At 64.5% G+C, this 20,185-nt stretch carries 20 protein-coding genes; 8 read left to right on the top strand and 12 right to left on the bottom strand.

Features of this window, described 5'->3' with window-relative positions:
- The first annotated feature begins 191 nt into the window (after positions 1–191).
- The 8 genes from XF30_RS34250 to XF30_RS34215 all read left to right on the top strand — a co-directional run bounded on the left by XF30_RS34250 (position 192) and on the right by XF30_RS34215 (position 7,923).
- Positions 192–977 carry a CoA transferase subunit A gene (locus tag XF30_RS34250; protein ID WP_244609074.1) on the top strand — a complete coding sequence of 262 codons (786 nt, stop codon included), beginning with the start codon at positions 192–194 and terminating at the stop codon, positions 975–977.
- The gene (locus tag XF30_RS34245; RefSeq protein WP_109145149.1) at positions 977–1,735 is read left to right on the top strand and encodes a CoA transferase; all 759 of its coding nucleotides are present in this window, start codon (positions 977–979) and stop codon (positions 1,733–1,735) included. The genes XF30_RS34250 and XF30_RS34245 overlap by 1 nt, the downstream gene beginning before the upstream one ends.
- On the top strand, positions 1,732–4,041 hold the full coding sequence (locus XF30_RS34240; protein ID WP_109145148.1) for a molybdopterin-dependent oxidoreductase: 2,310 nt from the start codon (positions 1,732–1,734) through the stop codon (positions 4,039–4,041). The genes XF30_RS34245 and XF30_RS34240 overlap by 4 nt, the downstream gene beginning before the upstream one ends.
- Before the next feature lie 14 nt (positions 4,042–4,055).
- The gene (locus XF30_RS34235) at positions 4,056–4,625 is read left to right on the top strand and encodes a peroxidase-related enzyme (RefSeq protein ID WP_036026687.1); all 570 of its coding nucleotides are present in this window, start codon (positions 4,056–4,058) and stop codon (positions 4,623–4,625) included.
- A 126-nt stretch (positions 4,626–4,751) separates the two neighbouring features.
- Positions 4,752–5,411, top strand: coding sequence for a hypothetical protein (locus XF30_RS34230; protein WP_349644185.1), 660 nt, complete (start codon positions 4,752–4,754; stop codon positions 5,409–5,411).
- Positions 5,412–5,430: 19 nt separating this feature from the next.
- Positions 5,431–6,123: an L-fuculose-phosphate aldolase gene (locus XF30_RS34225; RefSeq protein WP_109145146.1), complete on the top strand. Its 693-nt coding sequence runs from the start codon at positions 5,431–5,433 to the stop codon at positions 6,121–6,123.
- 32 nt (positions 6,124–6,155) lie between these two features.
- Positions 6,156–7,118, top strand: a complete 963-nt coding sequence (locus XF30_RS34220) for a carbohydrate kinase family protein (RefSeq protein WP_109145145.1) — start codon at positions 6,156–6,158, stop codon at positions 7,116–7,118.
- A gap of 58 nt (positions 7,119–7,176) precedes the next feature.
- A complete protein-coding gene (locus XF30_RS34215) occupies positions 7,177–7,923 on the top strand; it encodes an SDR family NAD(P)-dependent oxidoreductase (RefSeq protein WP_036011561.1) in 747 nt (248 codons plus the stop codon).
- A 27-nt stretch (positions 7,924–7,950) separates the two neighbouring features.
- On the opposite strand, the gene XF30_RS34210 is transcribed toward XF30_RS34215, so the two are convergent.
- The 12 genes from XF30_RS34210 to XF30_RS34155 form a co-directional block, all read right to left on the bottom strand.
- The gene (locus XF30_RS34210) at positions 7,951–8,925 is read right to left on the bottom strand and encodes a tripartite tricarboxylate transporter substrate-binding protein (protein ID WP_109145144.1); all 975 of its coding nucleotides are present in this window, start codon (positions 8,923–8,925) and stop codon (positions 7,951–7,953) included.
- 24 nt (positions 8,926–8,949) lie between these two features.
- A complete protein-coding gene (locus XF30_RS34205) occupies positions 8,950–9,666 on the bottom strand; it encodes a GntR family transcriptional regulator (RefSeq protein ID WP_050991723.1) in 717 nt (238 codons plus the stop codon).
- Between the two features lie 23 nt (positions 9,667–9,689).
- On the bottom strand, positions 9,690–10,430 hold the full coding sequence (locus XF30_RS34200; RefSeq protein ID WP_109145143.1) for an SDR family oxidoreductase: 741 nt from the start codon (positions 10,428–10,430) through the stop codon (positions 9,690–9,692).
- A 24-nt stretch (positions 10,431–10,454) separates the two neighbouring features.
- Positions 10,455–11,225 (bottom strand): SDR family oxidoreductase, encoded by a 771-nt coding sequence (locus XF30_RS34195; RefSeq protein ID WP_109145142.1) that lies wholly within the window; start codon positions 11,223–11,225, stop codon positions 10,455–10,457.
- 16 nt (positions 11,226–11,241) lie between these two features.
- Entirely contained in the window at positions 11,242–11,622 is a 381-nt protein-coding gene (locus XF30_RS34190) for a carboxymuconolactone decarboxylase family protein (protein ID WP_036011548.1), read from the bottom strand.
- 42 nt (positions 11,623–11,664) lie between these two features.
- Positions 11,665–12,900, bottom strand: coding sequence for an ABC transporter substrate-binding protein (locus XF30_RS34185; protein WP_109145141.1), 1,236 nt, complete (start codon positions 12,898–12,900; stop codon positions 11,665–11,667).
- Between the two features lie 31 nt (positions 12,901–12,931).
- Entirely contained in the window at positions 12,932–14,164 is a 1,233-nt protein-coding gene (locus tag XF30_RS34180) for an ABC transporter substrate-binding protein (protein ID WP_109145140.1), read from the bottom strand.
- 32 nt (positions 14,165–14,196) lie between these two features.
- Entirely contained in the window at positions 14,197–14,904 is a 708-nt protein-coding gene (locus XF30_RS34175; protein WP_036011537.1) for an ABC transporter ATP-binding protein, read from the bottom strand.
- Entirely contained in the window at positions 14,891–16,663 is a 1,773-nt protein-coding gene (locus tag XF30_RS34170) for a branched-chain amino acid ABC transporter ATP-binding protein/permease (protein WP_192893332.1), read from the bottom strand. Before XF30_RS34170 ends, XF30_RS34175 begins: the two co-directional genes overlap by 14 nt.
- Before the next feature lie 2 nt (positions 16,664–16,665).
- Positions 16,666–17,601 carry a branched-chain amino acid ABC transporter permease gene (locus XF30_RS34165; protein WP_036011532.1) on the bottom strand — a complete coding sequence of 312 codons (936 nt, stop codon included), beginning with the start codon at positions 17,599–17,601 and terminating at the stop codon, positions 16,666–16,668.
- Positions 17,602–17,680: 79 nt separating this feature from the next.
- Positions 17,681–19,075 (bottom strand): MmgE/PrpD family protein, encoded by a 1,395-nt coding sequence (locus tag XF30_RS34160; RefSeq protein ID WP_109145138.1) that lies wholly within the window; start codon positions 19,073–19,075, stop codon positions 17,681–17,683.
- A 30-nt stretch (positions 19,076–19,105) separates the two neighbouring features.
- Positions 19,106–19,999 (bottom strand): NAD(P)-dependent oxidoreductase, encoded by an 894-nt coding sequence (locus XF30_RS34155; protein WP_109145137.1) that lies wholly within the window; start codon positions 19,997–19,999, stop codon positions 19,106–19,108.
- Between the last annotated feature and the right edge of the window lie 186 nt (positions 20,000–20,185).

Here is a 20,185-nt window from a genome sequence, read left to right as displayed (position 1 = left end):
AGTCGAGTCGCCCGATCGCGCGGCATTGGCGCGCCCGCCATGACGGGCTGCGCAAGCTTGAGCCCTGCAAATAAAGCCCTCGCAGCGAACCCAGATTGACAGCGTCAGCAAAATTCGCCTAACATAAATTTGGAATTGCGTTCTACAATATAGAACATGGGAGGATGATGGTGTTGAGCGAGCCTCGCGCAATGGCGAAGCACATCGAGCCGGGCATGCGCGTGGCGTTGCCGGTCGACTACGGCGGCGTCTCCATGGCGATGACGCGGCCGATGATCGAGCATGGCGCGGGTGATCTCGATCTCGTCTGCGTGCCGACCGGCGGATTGCAGCTCGACCAGCTTGTCGGCGCAGGCCTGGTCCGGACGGTGGAGACCAGCGCCGTCTCGCTCGGCGAAGCGGGTGGAGCACCCCGGTTCAACGCCGCCGTCAAGGAAGGCGCGGTTCGACTGAAGGACGCGACGTGTCCTGCGATCCATGCGGGCCTGATCGCGGCGCAGAAGGGCAGTCCCTTCATGCCGCTGCGGGGGCTGATCGGAACGGATCTGCTCCGCCATCGCGACGATTGGCGCGTGGTCGACAATCCGCTGGCTTACGGGGGCGATCCGATTGTCCTGATTCCGGCCATCAAGCCGGACGTCACGATCTTCCACGTTCCGATGGCCGATCGCTTCGGCAATGTCTGGATCGGGCGGCGCCGCGAGCTTGCCGCCATGGCTTACGCTTCGCAGACGGTTCTCGTCACAGTGGAGCGCATCGTCGAAGAAAATCTGCTCGCCGACGAGATGAGCGCTGCTGGCGTGCTGCCGGCACTCTACGTCACGGCAGTCGCGCGCGCACCGAAGGGCGCATGGCCCTACGGCCTGTGGGGCGAGTATCCGGCGGACAGCGCGGAGATCGCACGTTATGCGAAGGCCGCGCGAACGGCCGACGGCTTCTCCGCCTATATGGCGCAGGCGCAGATGGAGCCTGCGTGATGGCCGAAGTTCTCCCTCGCGAAGTGCTGATTTGCACGATCGCGCGGCTGCTCGACGGCGTCAGGCATGTCGCCGTAGGCGCCTCCTCTCCGATTCCCGCTGCCGGCGCGATGCTGCTGCGTGCAATGAAGGAGGCGGGCGGCGCCGTCGGTCCACGCATCTCCATCCTCGGTTCTGTCGAGCACAATTTCTTCACCAACGGTTCGGCGGAGCTGTTCGATTGTGCAGGTCAAGGCCGGATCGACGCGTTCTTCCTCGGTGGCGGCCAGATCGACGGCCTCGGCAACGTGAACCTCGTCGGCACCGGTGATTATCCGCGCTCGAGCGTGCGCTGGCCCGGCTCGTTCGGGTCGGCCTATCTCTATTTCGTCGTGCCGCGGGTCATCCTGTTCCGCGAGGAGCATACGCCGCGCGTCTTCGTCGAGAAGGTCGACTTCATCAGTGCCCCCGGCGTCAGTCCCGAGGGAGTCTTCCGGAGCGGCGGCCCCGTGGCTCTCTTGACCGGCAAGGGACTCTTTCGATTCGACAAGACGCGGCCGGGGTTCGAGCTGGAGAGTGTTCACCCCGGGCACGATCTTGCGGAGATCAAGCAAGCGACCGGCTTTCGATTCGAGCATGAAGCCGAGCCGCGGCAGACCGCGCTGCCCGATCGATCGACACTCGATCTGCTCCGCGGCCGCGTGTTCGACGAACTCGCCGAGACCTATCCCGAATTCGCCGCGCAGATGCGGCGCGAACTTGGAGCGGTGGACGCATGAGCAGGATCAAACGGATCCCGCATTGCAGCCATTGGGGTGCGTACACGATCCTCGTGGAGGATAATCGCATCGTGGGCATCGAGCCGTTCCAGCACGATCCGGCGCCGTCCCCGATCATCCATTCTATTGCCGAATGGGCAAATCCCGAGCGGCGCGTGCTGCGGCCGATGGTCCGTTCCGGCTGGCTGGACAAGCGCGAAAAGAGCGATCGCCGCGGGCGTGGCCGAGAGAAGTTCGTTCCGGTCAGCTGGGACGAGGCGACGACGCTGGTTGCCGACGAAGTGCGCCGCGTCGCCGACGCGTTCGGGAACGCATCGATCTTTGCGGGCTCCTATGGTTGGACGAATTCGGGGCGCCTGCATCATGCCTCTTCGCTTCTGAAGCGCATGCTCAATCTGGTTGGCGGCTTCACCCGGCACGTCGATACCTATTCCATCGCGGCGGGTCCGGTGATCCTGCGCCACACGCTGGGCAACGACGACGCGTGTGGCGGCCGCGCCAATACGCTCGACACGATCGCGCAGCACACCGAGACGCTGGTGGTGTTCGGCGCTCTGTCGCCACGAACCGCGCAAAACGAGGCCGGAGGAATTGGCAGCCACCGCCTCGAGACTTATCTCAGGAAAATCGTCGAGCGTGGCGTCAAGGTCATCCACGTCTCGCCGCTGAAGGACGATCTGCCGGACTGGGTCGATGCCGAATGGTGGCCGATCCGGCCGAACGCCGACACTGCGCTGATGCTCGGCCTCGCCGGCGAGATCGTGAAGGCCGGCCGGCACGACACGGATTTCCTTGCGCGCTGCACCAGCGGCGCGGATCGTCTTCTTCGCTATCTCGAAGGCAAGGCGGATGGCGGACGAAAGGACGCCTTGTGGGCCGCCGGCATCTGCGGGCTCGATGCGGACCAGATCGCCGAGCTCGCAAGGCGCCTGGTCGACACGCGCAGCATGCTGACCGTAAGCTGGAGCCTGCAGCGTGCCCATCACGGCGAACAGCCGTTCTGGGCAGCGCTCGGACTTGCATCGCTCGTCGGCCAGATCGGATTGCCGGGCGGCGGCGTCGGTTACGGCTACGCTTCCCTGGGCGGCGTCGGGGCCCCGATCAACCTCGGCCGCGCTCCTGCCATTTCACAGCTGAAGAGGCCGATCGACAGCTTCATCCCCGTGGCGCGGATCAGCGACATGCTGCTCAATCCCGGCGGGTCGTTCAGCTATGAAGGCGAGATCCGCACTTATCCCGATACGAGGCTGGTCTATTGGGCGGGCGGCAATCCCTACCACCATCATCAGGATCTCAACCGCTTGTCGGAAGCCTGGACGAGGCCCGAAACGATCATCGTGCAGGACCCGATGTTCACCGCGACAGCCCAACGGGCCGACATCGTGCTGCCGGCAACCACGTCGATCGAGCGTAACGATCTTGCCGGCAACAGGCGCTCCGACTTCATCCTGGCCATGAAGAAGGCCATCGAGCCGCTGGGCGAAGCCCGCTCCGACTTCGATATCTTCAACGCGATTGCAGGCAAGCTCGGTGTGGCCGAGCGCTTCAACGAAGGCCGCGACGAAATGGGTTGGGTCCGGCATCTCTACGAAGCCTGCCGCGACGACGCGTCGAAGCGCTTTGGTTTCGCCATGCCGGAGTTCGATGCGTTCTGGGAATCCGGCTATGCCCACTGCCCGGTCAAGGCAGACCACACGTTCCTGGCCGACTTCCGCAACGAGCCCGAGGAACACCCGCTCAACACCGAAAGCGGGAAGATCGTACTCGGCAGCGAGACGCTTGCCAGGCTCGACTATCCCGACTGCCGCTCGCATCCTGCCTGGATCGAGCCCGCCGAATGGCTCGGCACTGCAGAAGCTGGCCAAATGCACCTCATCTCGCATCAGCCGGCCGGCCGTCTTCACAGCCAGCTTGAAACCGGCCCATCGAGCCGCGTCATGAAACGCAATGGCCGTGAACAGGCCCGTCTTCATCCTGACGACGCGGCTGCTCTCGGCATCGTCGACGGCCAGACGATCCGCATCTGGAACGACCGCGGGGAATGCCTTGCGACTGCTGAGGTCAGCGACGAGGTCCGCCGGTGGGTGATTGTGCTCCCGACCGGCGCCTGGTTCACACCGACCGGCAATAGCGGCCTCGAGGTCGCCGGCAATCCGAACGTGCTCACGCTCGACATCGGCACGTCTCAATTCGGCCAGGGCTGCTCGGCCCATACCTGCCTGGTGCGGGTCGAGCCCTACGCCGCCGATCGGCGCGATGCGTTCGAGGCCTATCAGGAAACGCTCGTCGCGCTTGCGGCAGTCTAACAGGAGCTTGGAACATGTCTGCAACCGCGATCAGCCGCTTTCCCGTTCCCGATATCGCGACGCTGCCGGAGGATATCCGCGCACGGATCGAGGCCGTTCAGGAGAAGTCTGGATTCGTCCCGAACGTCTTCCTGACACTCGCGCATCGTCCGGACGAATTCCGGGCGTTCTTCGCCTATCACGACGCTCTCATGGACAAGCCCGGGCCGATCACCAAGGCCGAGCGCGAGATGATCGTCGTCGCGACCAGCAGCGCCAATCAATGCCAGTACTGCGTGGTCGCGCACGGCGCCATCTTGCGCGTGCGCGCGAAGAATCCGCTGATTGCGGACCAGGTCGCCGTCAACTACCGCAAGGCCGATATCACCGCGCGGCAAAGGGCGATGCTCGATTTCGCGATGAAAGTCTCGGTGCGCGCCTATGAGGTGGACGATTCCGACCTCGTGGATCTCAAGGGACATGGATTCACCGAGGAGGACGTCTGGGACATCGCAGCCATCGCTGCATTCTTCGGCATGTCGAACCGCCTCGCCAACGTCACCAGCATGCGTCCGAACGACGAGTTCTTCGCGATGGGACGCTAAACGCCGCGAACGAGAGCTGCAATGGTATCGCTGGTCATCGACAGGCGCTTCCGGGGCCCACCCAACTCCGGCAACGGCGGTTATGTATGCGGATGTCTCGCAAGGCACGTCAGTGGAGACGCCGAAGTGACGTTGCGCGCCCCACCGCCGCTGGAGCGGTCGCTCGACGTGCTGACGGGGGCCGACGGCGGGATCGAGTTGCGCGAGAACGGCAAGCTGCTCGCGACGGCGCGTGCAACAGACATCGATGTGCTGGACGTTCCCAGGGTAAGCTACGAGGCGGCCGAAGAGGCGGCCGGCCGAACACCCTACGAAGAGCAGACTCATAACCTTCCGACTTGTTTTGTCTGTGGCCCCGCGCGTGGTCACGGCGATGGTCTTCGCATCTTCGCAGGCCCGCTGCAGGCGGGCGCTGTCCCGGGCAAGCCCGTCGTGTTCGCGGCTTCCTGGGTACCTCATGGGAGCCTGTCCGGTGCGGACGGTCATGTCGCGCCCGAATTCGTCTGGGCCGCTCTCGATTGCCCGACCGGCTATTGCAGCGTTGGCGCCCGTCACCTGGGATTGAAGGGCGACGAAACGGCGCTGCTCGGACGCATGGCCGCTCGGATCGAACGCCGGCCGCGTCCCGGAGATCGATGTGCGGTGGTGGCGTGGCCGACCGGGCGGGAAGGCCGCAAGTTGTTTGCCGAAAGTGCTTTGCTCGATGCCGAGCAGGAGGTGCTGGCGACCGCGCGAGCCACCTGGCTGTTGGTCGACCGTCAGGTCCAGCTCGGAGCAAGTGCATGAACCAGGGTGGAAGCAAGGTATGACCGGCCGCGAAGCAGAGCTCGAACTTCGTCAATCCATCATCGACGCGTGCCGCGAGATGGCGGCGCAAGGCATCAACCAGGGAACGTCCGGAAACATCAGCGTTCGAGCCGACGACGGCATCCTGCTGACGCCGTCCGGTCTTCCCTACGACCGCATGAAGCCCGAAGACATCGTGGCCATGAAGTGGGACGGCTCATGGACTGCATCGGCCGGCAATGTTCCGTCGACCGAATGGCGTTTTCACCTCGACATCCTCAAGTCGAAGCCGGAGGTCGGCGCCGTCGTTCACGCCCATCCGGTCTTCTGCACCATCATCGCGATCATGAATCGCTCGATCCCTGCGATTCACTACATGATTGCCGCGGCCGGCGGCAACGACATCCCCTGCGCGCCCTATGCGCAATATGGTACGGCCGAACTGTCGCAGGCGGCCCTGAACGCGCTTCGCTATCGCCGCGCCTGCCTCCTCGCACATCACGGGCTGATCGCCATCGGTCCCAATTTGCGCAAAGCCTTGTGGCTCGCGGTGGAGGTCGAGGTGCTCGCCAAGCAGTATCACGGCTGTCTTCAACTCGGCTCTCCTCCGCTGCTACCGGACGAGGAGATCGACAGCATCCTGAAGCGATGGGGGCATTACGGCCTGCGCGATAGCGAGGGCGCGCCCAAGATTACCCAGCTGTCGAGCTAGATCACGAATAATCCTCTGCCTTGCGAGAACTCATGGCCTACACTCACGACGTCAGCGTCTGCGGCACTTACATCCTGGATATTCTCGGGGTCCCCGTTACCGAGATCCCACCCGGAGGTGGCCGGTTGTTGATCGAGGAAATCCGGCTCGCGGTCGCCGGCACGGCCGGCGGAACGGTCGTTCCTTGCGCGCGGCTCGGCTTGAGGGCGCTCGCGGTTGGTGCCGTCGGCTCCGACGAGAAGGCTGATTGGATGCTGAACGCGCTGGAGCGCGAAGGCATCGATATCGCTCTGATGGAGCGAATGACCGGCGCTCCAACCTCTGCAACGATTTTGCCGATCCGGCCCGACGGCTCGCGTCCGGTCATGCATGCGAGGGGCGCCTCAGCCCGATGGCGGATCGCGCCCGAAACGCAAGTAGCCGCATGCCGGAGCAAAATTCTCCATCTCGGCGGGGTCGGCTCTCTGCTTGCGATGGATGGAGCGCCTTCCGTCGCATTGCTTCAGGACGCGAAAGCCGCTGGTTGCACGACGACGCTCGATCTCATCCAGGCGCGGCGTGAGACGCTGGCGCTGGTCGAGCCTCTGCTGCCTTACGTTGACTTCTTCATGCCGAGTATCGACGAGACCAGTGCCATGGTCGGAACCGACGATCCCGCCGCATGCGCGCGGTTCTTCATCGACAAGGGGGCGGGGGCCTGCGCCATCTCTCTCGGCGCCGACGGCTCGTTCGTGATGACCCGCGACGGACGCCAGTTCACGGTGCCGGCGTTCGACGTTGCCGTTCGCGATACGTCGGGATGCGGCGATTCCTATACGGGCGGCTTCATCGCGGGGCTGGCTCGCGACTGGGACCTGCTCGATTGCGCCAAGCTTGCGACCGCGACGGCCGCGATCGTCGCGACGGGGCTGGGTTCGGGCGCCAATCTCGTATCCTTCGAGGAAACCGTGAAGGCCATGAACACCTTGCCAGTCCGCAAGCCGGCTCGCGCCTGATCTTTTCAACGCCGGTAAAGAACCAACATTCATTGGAAATAACAGGGGAGAACGCAACATGGCCCGACATGCGATCGTGACGGGAGCAAGCCGCGGCATTGGCCGTGCAATAGCCATTGGGCTTGCAAGGCGAGGCTACGATCTCGCGCTGACCGACATCGCGGCCCAGGAGAAGGTTCTGCTCGAGACCGTCGCCGAGGTCGGCAAGCTTGGCGGCCGCTGCATCCCGGTGCTGGGCGACGTCAGCGATATCGGCGATTGCAGGCGTGCGGTGGCTGAAGCCGTCCAGGGTCTCGGGCACGTCGATGTCCTCGTCAACAATGCGGGCATCCTCAGGCTGGCGACCATCGACGAGCTGACGACGGATACATGGGATCAGACCTTCGCCGTCAACACGCGCGGCGTCTTCCAGATGACCCAGGCCGTGGTGCCACATATGAAGGAGCGCAAATACGGGCGGATCGTCAACATCGCCTCGCTCGCCGCACGGACGGGCGGTCCGGGACAGTCCCACTATGCCGCGTCGAAGTCGGCCGTGGTCGGCTTCACCCGGGTGTCGTCTATGGAGTTCGGCGGCTACGGCATCACGGTCAATGCCGTATGCCCGGGCATCATCGTGACGGAGATGGGGATGAACAATCTCCGCGATCCCGAGCGTGTCGCCTATTTCGAGAAGGTCACGGACCTGCACCGGCTCGGGCAGCCGGAGGACGTCGTCGGGCCCGTTGCGTTCTTTGCGTCTGACGATTCTGCGTTTGTGACCGGCCAAGCCCTCAACGTGGACGGAGGCATCTTTTACAGTTAGCAACGGGGTCGATCCGCTCTAACTAACCTATTGCGGCTCGATGCCGGCTGCCTTGATAATCCTTCCCCATTTGCCGATCTCAGCCTTGAGAAAGGCTTCAAGGGCTTCCGGCGTCGCGCGTTCGGGTTCAACCGGGGACATGCTGAGCTCACCAAACCGATTGATCAGGGCTGGATCCTTCAGCGCGGTCTGCAGCGCGCCGACGAGTTGGTCGACTATGGGCTTCGGCGTGCCGCGCGGGGCGTAGAGGCCATACCAGGTCGTCACGTCGAACGCGGGAAGGCCGGCCTCGGCCGAGGTCGGCACGTTCGGCAGCGTTGCAACCCGCTTCTTGCTCGTGATCGCGTAGCCCTTGATCGTGTTCGACTGAATATAAGGCGTCGGCCCGGTTGCAGGGTCGCAATAAACGTCGATGTGGCCGGCGATGACGTCGTTCAGCGCCGGGCCGCCGCCCTTGTAGTAGATCGGGGTAAGCTTGGTATCGGTGGTGCTCATGAACATCAAACCGCAGAGCTGTGAGGCCGAGCCGAGACCGACATTGCCGAAGGTGATCTTGTCGCCGGCATTGCGGATCCGCGCGATGAGCTCGTTGAGATCCTTGGCAGGAAAGTTCGGCCGCGCCACGAGGATCATCGGGACGTCGGTGACGAGCCCGATGGGGGCGAAATCGCCGACCGGATCGAACGGCAGCTTGGCGTAGAGGGCCGGCGCGGTGGCCTGGCCGACATGCATCAGCAGCAGCGTGTAGCCGTCGGCGGCCGCCTTGGCGACACGGTTGGTGCCGAGCGTGCCGCCGGCGCCGACGACGTTTTCGATCACGATCGACTGTTTTAGCGTCGCACTCATCGCGCCGCCGAGGATGCGTGCGATCACGTCGCCGGGACCGCCAGCTGAGAACGGCACGATCATCGTGACCGGGCGGGTGGGGTAGTCTTCCGCAATGGCTGCGCGGCAGGGATAGAGCAGGACAAACAGGATCAGCGATCGTACGAGATACGTCATCGAACACTCCCTGGCGGCAATGTTTTAGTCGTCGGAAGGCGCCGCCTCCTTGGCTGCCGACGATTTTTCGATCATGTCGAGCGCGGCTACCGCAGCCGCGTTGATGTGGTCGACGCAGCAGCGCTCGGCGAGGTCCGCATCGCCGTTCTGGATCGCGCGCCAGATCGCGGTCACCTCGCGCAAACTCTTGTTGATCCGCTTCGGCTGCGACATCGAGGTGATCCGCAACAGCTGGATTCGGTCGTGCAGCGGCTTGAGCATGCGCTCGATAAACGCGTTGCGGCAGCCACCGATCAGAGCGGCGTAAAAGTCGGTCTTGGCTTCCAGGCATCCGACGAGGTCCTGCTTGGCTGCGGCTGCCTTCAGCCGGGTCAGGGCTTCCCCGATCCGGCGAGCCACTTCCGGGTCGTGAAGCCTGGCGCATTCACGGCCGGCGAAGCCTTCGAGCACCGCGCGGGCGGCGTAGAGCTGCCGGGCCTCCTCCAGGCTGATCGTGGAGACCACAGGGCCGCGGTGAGGGACCGTATTGACCAGCCCGTCGGCCTCGAGGGCGCGTAGTGCTTCGCGGATCGAGGGGCGGCTGACGCCCATCATCTCGCAAAGCTCGCGCTCGACCAGGCGCTGGCCCGGTTTCAGCGTGCCGGACATGATCGCCTCGCGCAGCTTTTGCGCCACCATCGCTCGGACGGTCGGTACGTCATCGATGCGGAGTGTCGACTGCAATTCGCGGCGTCTTTCCATGTCCGGGCCTTGGTTGGAATGATTCAATACCGGTTTACAGGCAGAATCATCATTTCGGCAATTTGAACGTGGGCGGGCTGATCCAGGGCGAACACGATCGAGCGGGCGATGTCGGCCGGCTCGAGCGCCATCCTGAACTGGTCGAAATAGTCCTTTTCCTTCTGCTTGTCGCCGCGGTAGCGGGTCAGGATGATGTTGGTCCTGGTCAGGCCGGGCTGGAGCTCGGTGACCCGGATCGCGGTGTCCGCCAGCTCGCCCCGGAGGGTCTCGGTGAACATGTGCACGCCTGCCTTGCTGGTGCTGTAGGCCGCCATATCCGGGATTATACGGACGGCGTTGATGGAGCTGATGTTGACGATATGGCCGGCGTTGCGCTTGACCATGTCGGGGAGGATCGCGCGGGTGACGCGCATCAGGCCAATCAGGTTGGTCTGGATGATGTTGGACCAGTCGTCGGCGGAGCCGGCGTCGAAGCGTGTCCGGCCGCCGATGTCATGCCCGGCATTGTTGATGAGGATTTCGACCGGCTTGAAATGAGCAGGGATGGCCTCCGGCAGACTATCCACGTTCCGGGAATCGCTGACGTCGAGCTGAATCGGAAACACCCTGTCGCCGACGGTGGCCGCCAGCTGCTGAAGCGCCTCGGCGTCACGATCGACCAGCACGACGCGGCGGCCGCTGTCCAGCAGCGCCTTGGTGATGGCACGTCCCATGCCGCCGGCAGCGCCGGTCAGGACGACGGTCTGGCCTGGTTGTTCGGTCATCTCAGCACTCCCATTCCAATGCTCTCATGCGATTGACCAGCCGCCGTCGATGGGCAGGCTGGCGCCGGTGATGTCATTTGCCGCGGTACCGCAGAGAAAGACGACCATGGCGGCGACCGCATCCATTTCGACGAAGCGCTGCGTCGGCTGGCGCTCGCCAAGATATTCGCGGGTCACGTCATCGACGGGGCGTCCGTTATTCGCTGCCATCGTCGCGATCTTGTTCAGGATCGCCGGCGTCGGCAGCGTACCCGGGCAGAGCGCGTTGCAGGTGATTCCGCTGCGGGCGGTCTCGATGGCCACCGCGCGGGTCATGCCCAGAATTGCCGCTTTGGTCGTGACGTAGTCGATGCGATCTTCGACCGCGCGGCTCGAATAGATCGAGCCGATATTGATGATCCGGCCCCAGCCGCGCTGCTTCATCGCGGGCAGCGCAAGGCGGATCAGGTGGAACGGCGCCGACAGGTTAACAGCGAGCGCCTGGTCCCAGCGATCGGGTGGAAACTGCTCGATCGTCGAGAAATGCCTGACAACGGCGTTGTTGACAAGGATGTCGATGGCTCCGCAGCGGTCGAGCAGGCCGACCATCATGCTCTCGATGTCGTCGCGCCCGGACAGATCGGCAGCGGCGGGGATGACCTCGACGCCGAAGCGGGCGCTGAGGTCGTCCGCGGGCTGCTTCGGCGCGACGATGTCGTGCAGGACAATGTTGCAGCCCGCGCCGGCCAGGCCTTCCGCGATGGCGAGGCCAAGGCCTGCGGTCGCGCCGGTCACGAGTGTCCATTTGCCCTTCATCGCAGCCCGCGCGCCCTTATTTCTTGTCGAGCTCGGCGAAGACTTCCTTCGCGTTGCGGAACGCGTCCACGCCGGCCGGCACGCCGCAATAGATCGCGACCTGCATGAAGACCTCGCGGATCTCCTCTTTGGTCGCGCCATTGGCGAGGGCGCCGCGGACGTGGGTCTTCAGCTCGTGCGGACGGTTGAGCGCGCAGAGCATCGCCAGATTGAGGAAGCTGCGAGTCTTTCGCGTCAGCCCTTCGCGGCCCCAGACGTAACCCCAGCAATACTCCGTGGTCAGATCCTGCATCGGGCGGTTGAACTCGTCCGCGGACGCGATCGCCTTGTCGACGAACTCGCTGCCGAGCACGCTCTTGCGGATTTCGAGGCCGCGGTCGTAGGTCGCCTTGTCCATTCTGTTCTCCGTTTCGCTTTCGAGCGGTATCAGGTTCTCACCTTAGCTCTTGGGCCAGAACGGCTTCGCCAGCGCGAGCTCGGGCGGGAACACCGTCACCGGCACGCCGGATTGCCACTGCACGATGGTCATGCCGGCGCCGACGCGGCGGCCTTTCTGGTCGAACTTGATCTCGCCCAGCGGGTAATATTTCGAGGGACCCGCATCCATGGTGCGCAGCGCTTCGCCGACGGCGACGCGGTCGGCCTTGCCGGCCTTCTCCAGCGCGTCCTTGATCACCCACATGTCGCCATAGGTGGAGATCGCGTTCTGCGTCATCCACGGCTCCTTGTAGCGGGTCTTCAACTCGGCGATCAGCGCCTCGTGGCCCTTGGCGCCCCAGCTCGCGACGCAGGTCAGGACTCCCTGGAGCAGTTCCGGGCTCACGGTCTGCAGCATGTCAGGCTCGGCGATGGCGATGCCGAACGAGATGGTCGGCACCTTGCCCTGGCCGAGGCCGAACTCGTTCATCTTCTCGAGCAGCAGCTTGGCGTCCGAGATCACGGTCGGCAGGAAGAAGAGCAGGTCGGGTTTGGCCGAGCGAATCTTCTGAACCAGCGACGTCGCGTCCGCCAGCGGCGGCGTGAAGGTCTCGTCCACGATCAGCTGCAGCTGGTTCTCTGCCAAGAGGCCCTCGCGCATCGATTTCGCCGAGGCGATCGACGCGGCCGTGTTGTCGGTGAGGATCGCGACCGTCTTCGGCCGCTTGCCCGATGCCGTCTCGGCCAGCTTGATGATTTGCGGCAAGGCCTGACGGGCCTGTGAGGCTGCCGTGGCCGAGGTCTGGAACACGTATTTGAAGCCGCGATCCGTGATCAGGTCGGAGTAGGAGAGGGTGAGGACGGGCAAGTTGGCGCGTTCCGTGACCTCGGTGACCGCGAGCGTGAAGGATGACAGGTAGGCGCCGCTTGCCGCGACCAGGTCGCTCTCCTGCGCCACCATACGCTGGGCGGCGTTCTTGGCCTTCTCAGTTGTGTCGCCGGAATCGAGCACCACGAGCTTCAGCTTGGCGCCGCCGAGCGCCTTGACTCCGCCTTGCGCGTTGATGTGCTCGACCGCCATCTCGGCGCCCTGACGCATCACCGTGCCGGGACGGGCGTAGATGCCGGAGATCGGCACCAAGAGGCCGACTTTCACCTCAGATGGCTGCTGTGCCCAGGCACGGGATGCGATCAGCATGCCCGACGCGCCCGCAAGCAGTGTTCGACGGGTGATCCTGATCTTGCTCGTTGTTCTCATGACAATCCTCCTCCCTGAAAAGCGTGCGATGCTATTTCTTCGGCCAGAACGGCTGCGCCTGCGCGAGCTCGGGCGGATAGACGGTGACTGGCACGCCCGATTGCCATTGCACGATGACGACGCCGGCGCCGACCCTGCGGCCCTTCTCGTCGAACTTGAGCTGTCCGCCGGGATAGTATTTCGACGGTCCGGCATCCATGGTGCGGAAGGCCTGCGCGACCGCATTGCGGTCGGCCTTTCCGGCCTTTTCCAAGGCTTCCTTCATCAGCCACATGTCGCCATAGGTCGAGATGACGTTCTGCGTCATCCAGGGCTCCTTGTATTTCGCCTTGAGCTCGGCGATCAGCGCCTCGTGACCTTTCGATCCCCAATTGGCGACGATGGTCATGATGCCCTGCACTGTCTCCGGGCTCACGCTCTGCAGCATGTCCGGTTCGGCGATGGTGATGCTGAAGGACACGGTCGGGATCTTGCCCTGGCCAAGGCCGAACTCGCTGATCTTCTCGAGCCCCAGCTTGGCGTCCGACACCGCGTTCGGCATGAACAGCAGCAGATCGGGCTTGGCCGAGCGGACTTTCTGGATCAGCGGCGTCGCATCCGACAGCGGCGGGGTCCAGACTTCCTCGACGACGAGCTGGAGGCCTTCCTGCGCGAACAGCTTCTCCTTCAGCGCCTTGGCCGTGGCAACCGAAGTCGCAGTGTTGTCCATCAGCATCGCGACCGTCTTCGGCTTCTTGCCCGAGGCGTTCTCCGCGAGCTTCATCAGAGTCGGCAAGCCGAGCTCGGACTGGCGGCTCGCGGTCGCGGCGGTCTGGAAGATGTATTTGAAGCCGCGGTCGGTCAGAAGGTCCGAATAGGACAGCGTCAGCACCGGCAGCTCGGCACGCTCGGTCACCTCGGTGACCGCCAGCGTGAAGGACGACAGATAGGCGCCGGTGGCCGCGACGAGATCCGGCTCCTGCGCCACCATGCGTTGCGCCGCGTTCTTGGCCTTCTCGGTGGTGTCGCCGCAATCGATCACGACGAGCTTCAGCTTGGCGCCGCCGAGCGCCTTGATGCCGCCCTGCGCGTTGATGTGCTCGATACCCATCTCGGCGCCCATCTTCATCACCTGGCCGGGGCGGGTGTAGATACCCGACAACGGCACGATCAGTCCGACCTTGATCTCGGCCGGTGTCTGCGCGCGTGCCACGCCGGCAAGGCCCACGGCGGCGGCGCCGGACAGCACGGTCCGTCGCGAGAGTCCCTTCGATGTCTTGTTCATTTTGTTTGCTCCCTGGTCTCTTTTTATCGTCGTCACATGCCGAGATAGGCCTTGCGCACGCGGTCGTCGGCGCGCAGCGTGTCGTTGTTGCCTTCGAGCACGACATGGCCGGCTTCGAGGACGTAGCCGTGGTCCGCGGATTCCAGCGCTTCCGCCACGCGCTGCTCGACCAGCAGCATGGTCAGCCCGGACTGGCGGCGAATCTCGATCAGCCGATCGAAGATGAAGTCGGCGGTTGAGGGCGCAAGCCCCATCGAGGGTTCGTCCAGCATCAAGAGTTTCGGCGAGGAGGCGAGGCCGCGGCCGATCGCGAGCATCTGCTGCTGGCCGCCTGACATCGTGCCCGCGAACTGGCTGCGACGCTCCTTCAGCACCGGCAGCCATTCGAAGATGCGCTCGATGTTGCTCTGCCAGTCGCGTCGACCGCTCTCCGTCATCGCACCCATCTCCAGATTCTCCATCACGGTCAGTGAAGGGAAGACCTGGCGGCCCTCGGGGACGTGGGCGATGCCGAGATGGGCGCGCTGCGGCGGCGGCACTGCGAGGAGGTCGACGCCGTCGAAGGTGATGGCCCCGCCGCTCGGCTTGACGATGCCGGAGATGGTCTTGAACAGCGTGGTCTTGCCGGCGCCGTTGGGTCCGACGATCGCGACGAACTGGCCGGCGCCGACATTGATCGAGATGTCGTTCAGCACGGGTTTGGCGGAATAGCCCGCGCTCAATCCCTCAATTCGCAGCATGGCCCACCCATTTCTTGCCCAGATAGGCCTCGATCACCCGGTTGTCGCGCGTCACCACTTCCGGCAGGCCTTCGGTGATGACGGCGCCGTGGTCGAGTACGACGAACCTGTCGACCAGCCGAACCATCGCCTGCATCGTGTGCTCGATGATCGCGATGGTCATGCCGTCGCGCGCGAGCTGCTGGATCACGGCGACGACCTCGTCCGCCTCGCCGTGGCCGAGGCCCGCGAGGGTCTCGTCGAGCAGCAGGATGCGTGGCTGGCCGGCGATCGCGCGGGCAAGCTCCATCAGCCGCAGCTCCTTGGTCGAAAGCTCGCCGGCGACACGGTCGGCGACGGCAGAGAGCCCGACACGGGCAACTGCATCGGCGGCAAGCTTGCGGGCTTCGTCGTCGGACCGCGCGCGCACATAGGCACCGACCACGACATTGTCGAGGATCGACATGCGCAGGAATGGTCGCATCACCTGGAAGGTGCGGCCGATGCCGGCCTCGCAGATCACGTGCGGCCGTTGGCCGGACATGTTGCGGCCATCGATCAAGACCTCGCCCTCGCTCGGTTTCAGGAAGCCGTTGAGGAGATTGAACAGCGTGGTCTTGCCGGCGCCATTGGGGCCGATGATGCCGAGGATCTCGTTCTGGTGCAGCTTGAAGCTGACATCCTGCACCGCCTTGAGGCCGCCGAAGGACCGCGACAGGTTCTTGACTTCGAGCATGACTTCCCCGGTGGCAGCCCGCTGTCGCGGTGCGGGCTTCAGCGTGGTGACGTTGGCAGCCGATGTTTCAGGCAGGTCGGAGGCAGCCGCCTTAGGCGCGATCCGTTTGCGCAGGAGATCGCGCAGCTTCCAGAACAGGCCTTCCGGTGCCAGCAGGATGACGCAGACGATGGCGAAGCCGAAGATCACGCCCTGGATGCCGGGGAAGCGCGCGCCGGCTTCGGCATGCAGTATCTCGGCGAGCGGGATCAGGATCACCGAGCCGATCACCGGCCCCCAGACCGTGCCGACGCCGCCGAACATCGCGACCGTCAGCGCCTGGGCCGACACCAGCATGCCGAACACCGATTGCGGCGTCACGACCAACAACACCTGCGCGTAAAAGCCGCCGATCGCCGCGGCAATGGCCCCGCTCAGCGTGATCGCGCGCAGCTTCCAGGCGAGCGTATTGATCCCGGCCGCCTCGGCGGCGGCCTCGTTCTGCTTGATCGCGAGCAGTGCCATGCCGAAGCGGGAGCGCTCGATGAATTGCGTCAGCACGATGGTGGCAAGCATGATTGCGAGTCCCAGCAGCGTGTAGATGCGCGGATCGGCGAATTGCATGTAGGCGATCGGCGCTTCGCGCTTGATCGGAAGCGTCACCTCCTGGAAGCCGAGCCACTCGAACACGTAGAGGATGGCAAGCGGGTAGGCGAGCATCGCCAGGGCGAAATAGTGGCCCTGGAGGCGGAAGGTGGGAAATCCGATCAGCAGCCCGGCGATGCCGCCGAGCACGGCGGCGATGGGGATCAGCAGCCAGGGCGATATGTCGAAATAGATCTGGCCAAGCGCGGTGGCATAGGCGCCAATGCCGAAGAAGGCGGCATGGCCGAACGAGATCAGTCCGGTGTAGCCGCTGAGCAGGTTCCAGGACAGGCCGAACACCGCCCACACCGGCACCAGCGTCAGGATCAGCTGGTAGTAGGAATTGGTGACGCCGAGCGACAGCGCGGCATAGGCGATGGTGAAGAGCAGGGGAGGAAGAAAGGAGCGCATCCGGAGCATGATCACGTCCTCTCCACCATCCGCCCGAAGAAGCCTTGCGGTCGAAAGAAGATGATGAGGAGGAAGACGGCGAAGATCGCGGCGTTCTGCAGCTGCGTCGGCAGGATCAGCGTCGACATCTGCTGCACGAGCCCGATCGTCATGCCGCCCCAGAACGCGCCGATGATGCTGCCCATGCCGCCGAGCACGACGCCCGCATACATGACGATGACGTATTCGAGGCCGACGAACGGGTGGAACGGATAGTTCGTAGCGAGGAGGCCGCCGGCGATCGCCGTGATGCCGCAGCCGAGCGCGAAGGCGGTTCGGTGCGCGCGGTCGACGTCGATGCCCATATAGGTCGCGGCGGTCGGATTATCCGCGGCGGCGCGAAGCGATTTGCCGATCCGCGTGCGCGTGATCAGCAGCGAAAGCAGGATCATCATGATCAGCGAAACGATCATGTCGATGCTGCGCGCCTTGTTGAGAAAGATGCTCATGTCGAAGAAGGGGCCGAGCTCCCAGGCCGAGCTCGACAGCGGCGTGCGGATCGAGGCCAGCACCGAGCCGAACACGATGAGGCCGCCGTTCTGCAGGATCAGCGCGATGCCCAGCGTGAGGATCAGCTGGGCGTAGTGTCCCTCGCCTTCGAGCGAGGCGGTGCGCGTCCCCGAGACGTGCGAGATCAGTGCCCGGTGGACGAAGTAGCCGAATACGGCAAGCACGGGGCCGGCCAGCAGGATGGAGACGAACGGTCCGACCGCGTTGCCGAAGAACGACTGAACGCCGGCGGCGGTGAACAGATAGAAGGCAGTGTACATGCCGAGCATCATGAAATCGCCATGGGCGAAGTTGATGACGCGCATGACGCCGAAGATCAGGCCGAGCCCGACGCACATCAGGCCGTAGACGGCGCCGATCAGAAGGCCCGCGGCGAGCGCTTGCAAAAATCCTTCCATCAGCTTCGCCTCCGCGCGGCTGACGAACCTAAGCGGGTCTCGAAGTCGACCATGTTTCCCCCGTACGCTCCGGCACTTCTTATGATGCCGATCGTAAAACCCGTTCCGCCGTGTCCAGGCGGCATAGTGCTGCGATATCGCCGGCGTTGCCGAGCCGTTCGCAGCTCTCGATGAGTTGCTCCAACTGGCACGTGCGGTCCTCACCGAGGACTCCCTGAGCGGCCGTGCGAAAGCGCGTGCGAATATCTGAAGGCGTTGCGGCGATGACGTCGGGTAGCGCGTGCCGGATCGTCCGGCCGCTCTGCAGATGCACGGTCACATCCGCGCCCTGCTTGTCGGGGAAAGCGGTGGTGAAGCCGACATCCGGCTCAAGCTTCGTGATCGCAACCAGGCGGATGATATCGACATCATCGAGTTCGGCGTAGTTGCCTTCCTCGATCTCGCCCCTCACGAGGGTGGCCGCGACGCTGAAGGGAATGCTCATCTTGGCCTGGAGCGCGTTCCGATACGGGCCGGTGGAGGCGCACCCAGGATAGCGCACGGCGGCATCGGGAGCGCGAATGACGACGCGGTCGATCTCCTCGGTGCCGGCGAGTTCGTGCGAGACGCGAAGGGCCGCTTGCGCGGCGGTCTGCGCGAAATTGCAGGCCGGGACCGGCTTGTTGTAGACCGCCATGATCTCGCATTCGCCATTCGGGAACAGCGCGATGCTGTCGGGCGCGGCCTGGCGACGATAGGCGGCGAACAGGCCCGCTTCGCCTTCGAGGATCGTTTCGGAGCCGAAAGCGCCGGCTGCGGCGAGGCCGATTGCCTTGATCGCATTGCTGGCGGCGAAGCCCGGATGAAAATACATGTCGGAGCCGCCTGCATGCGGCCACTCGTTGAGACCGCTGGACGTGTTGGCTGCGATCGCGATGGCGCTGGTCGCTGCGTCTTCGGACAGGTTGAGCGCGAAACTTCCGGCGAGCGCCGCGCCCAGAGGGGCCACGAGGCCGGTCGGACGATAGAGCCGGGCGAGATCGGAGGTCAGCAACGCGCGGCCGATCCGCGCGCCGGTCTCATAGCCGATTATCGCGGCTGCGAGCAGCCTTGAGCCGTGCAGCTGCGACTGTTCGGACAGCGCGAGCAATGTCGGCCAGATCACCACGCCGTGGTGCGCAATGCTGGCGGCATGCATGTCTTCCCGCACGAGTCCGTGCCCCATCACGGCATTGGCGAAGGCGGCATCGGCCGGCAAGGAGAGTCGCGACATTCCGACGATGGTTGCGCTGCCGCCACCTTGTGCGATCGCGATTGCCTGACGACTCCAGGGATGATGGCCCGCCTCGAAGGCGCAGGACAGGAAGTCGAGCAGGCAGAGCTTGGCCTTGGCGACCACTTCAGGCCCGAAATCTCCGAGATCAACGGCAAGTGCGCTCCGCGCCATCTGGCGCGCGAGCGATACCTTGCCTGATCCGGTCGGGCTGTTCGTCATCGCAAGTGTTTCTCCCAAAGGCTCTTGCGCTCAGCCGCGCATCTCGACCCCGGCCCACTCCTCGAGCACCTTGGCGATCGAGGTGAAATCGGACGACGGGCCGTATTTGGCGTTGGTGATCGCCAGCATCTGCCGTACCACTGCGCCGCAGACCATCGGCACGCCCATGGCCTCGGCCTCGTCCACGCAGAGACGGACGTCCTTGTAGGAAAGGCCGGTGGCGAATCCGAAATCGAACGTGCCCGGCAGCACCGAACGGGGAAATTTGTCTTCGGAGGCGCTGTTGCGGCCGCTGCTGGCGTTGATGATATCGATCAGCACCTTGGCGTTGACGCCGCCCTTGACGCCCATGGCGACCGCTTCCGACGTGATCACCAGTGCCGCCGCCGCCATCAGATTGTTGGCGAGCTTGGCGGTCTGCGCCACGCCGGGCTTGTCGCCGGTGTAGAACAGCTTGCCGAAATTCTTCAGGATCGGCTGCACGATGTCGTAAGTCGCTTGCGGGCACGATACCATAACGGCGAGCGTGCCGTTCACGGCGCCCTTGATGCCGCCGCTGACGGGCGCATCGACCAGCGTCATGCCTTTGGCTTTCAGCCCTTCCGCAACGAGCTTCGCCGCGCCGGGACCAGAGGTCGAGAGATCAACGACGATCTTGGCGCGGTTGCCGCTGCTGATGCCGTCCTCGCCGAGAGTGACGCCCTTGACGATGTCGGGCGTCGGCAGACTGGCGAGCACGATGTCGGCGCGCGAGGCGACGTCGGCCGGCGACTTGCCGACCAAGGCGCCGCGCTTGACCAGCGGCTGCGTCGCGTCGGTCTGCGTGTCGTAGACGACGAGCGAATAGCCCGCGTCCATCAACCGCGCCGCCATGGGGCCGCCCATGCGGCCCGTTCCGATCACACCGAGCGTCTCTCCCGCCATCGTTCACTCCCTGTCGCGCGATCCCACGCGGGGCGCGCCGTCTTGATCTTGTCGTTGTCAGTTCGCCGGCCGGCCCTGACGACCGCCGTCGTTGCGGCGGCGGGTTCCCGTGCCAGCGCGCCGGATTGTTATGATTGTCAGACAAGCTGTCAAGCATAACATTTGGGGTCGACAGTTTGCCGCGGA

The sequence above is a fragment of the Bradyrhizobium sp. SUTN9-2 genome, from assembly GCF_003122645.1.
In the GTDB taxonomy this organism is placed as follows: domain Bacteria; phylum Pseudomonadota; class Alphaproteobacteria; order Rhizobiales; family Xanthobacteraceae; genus Bradyrhizobium; species Bradyrhizobium yuanmingense.
Note: the sequence above shows the minus strand (reverse complement) of the source record. Positions and strands in the feature narration are given on the sequence as shown.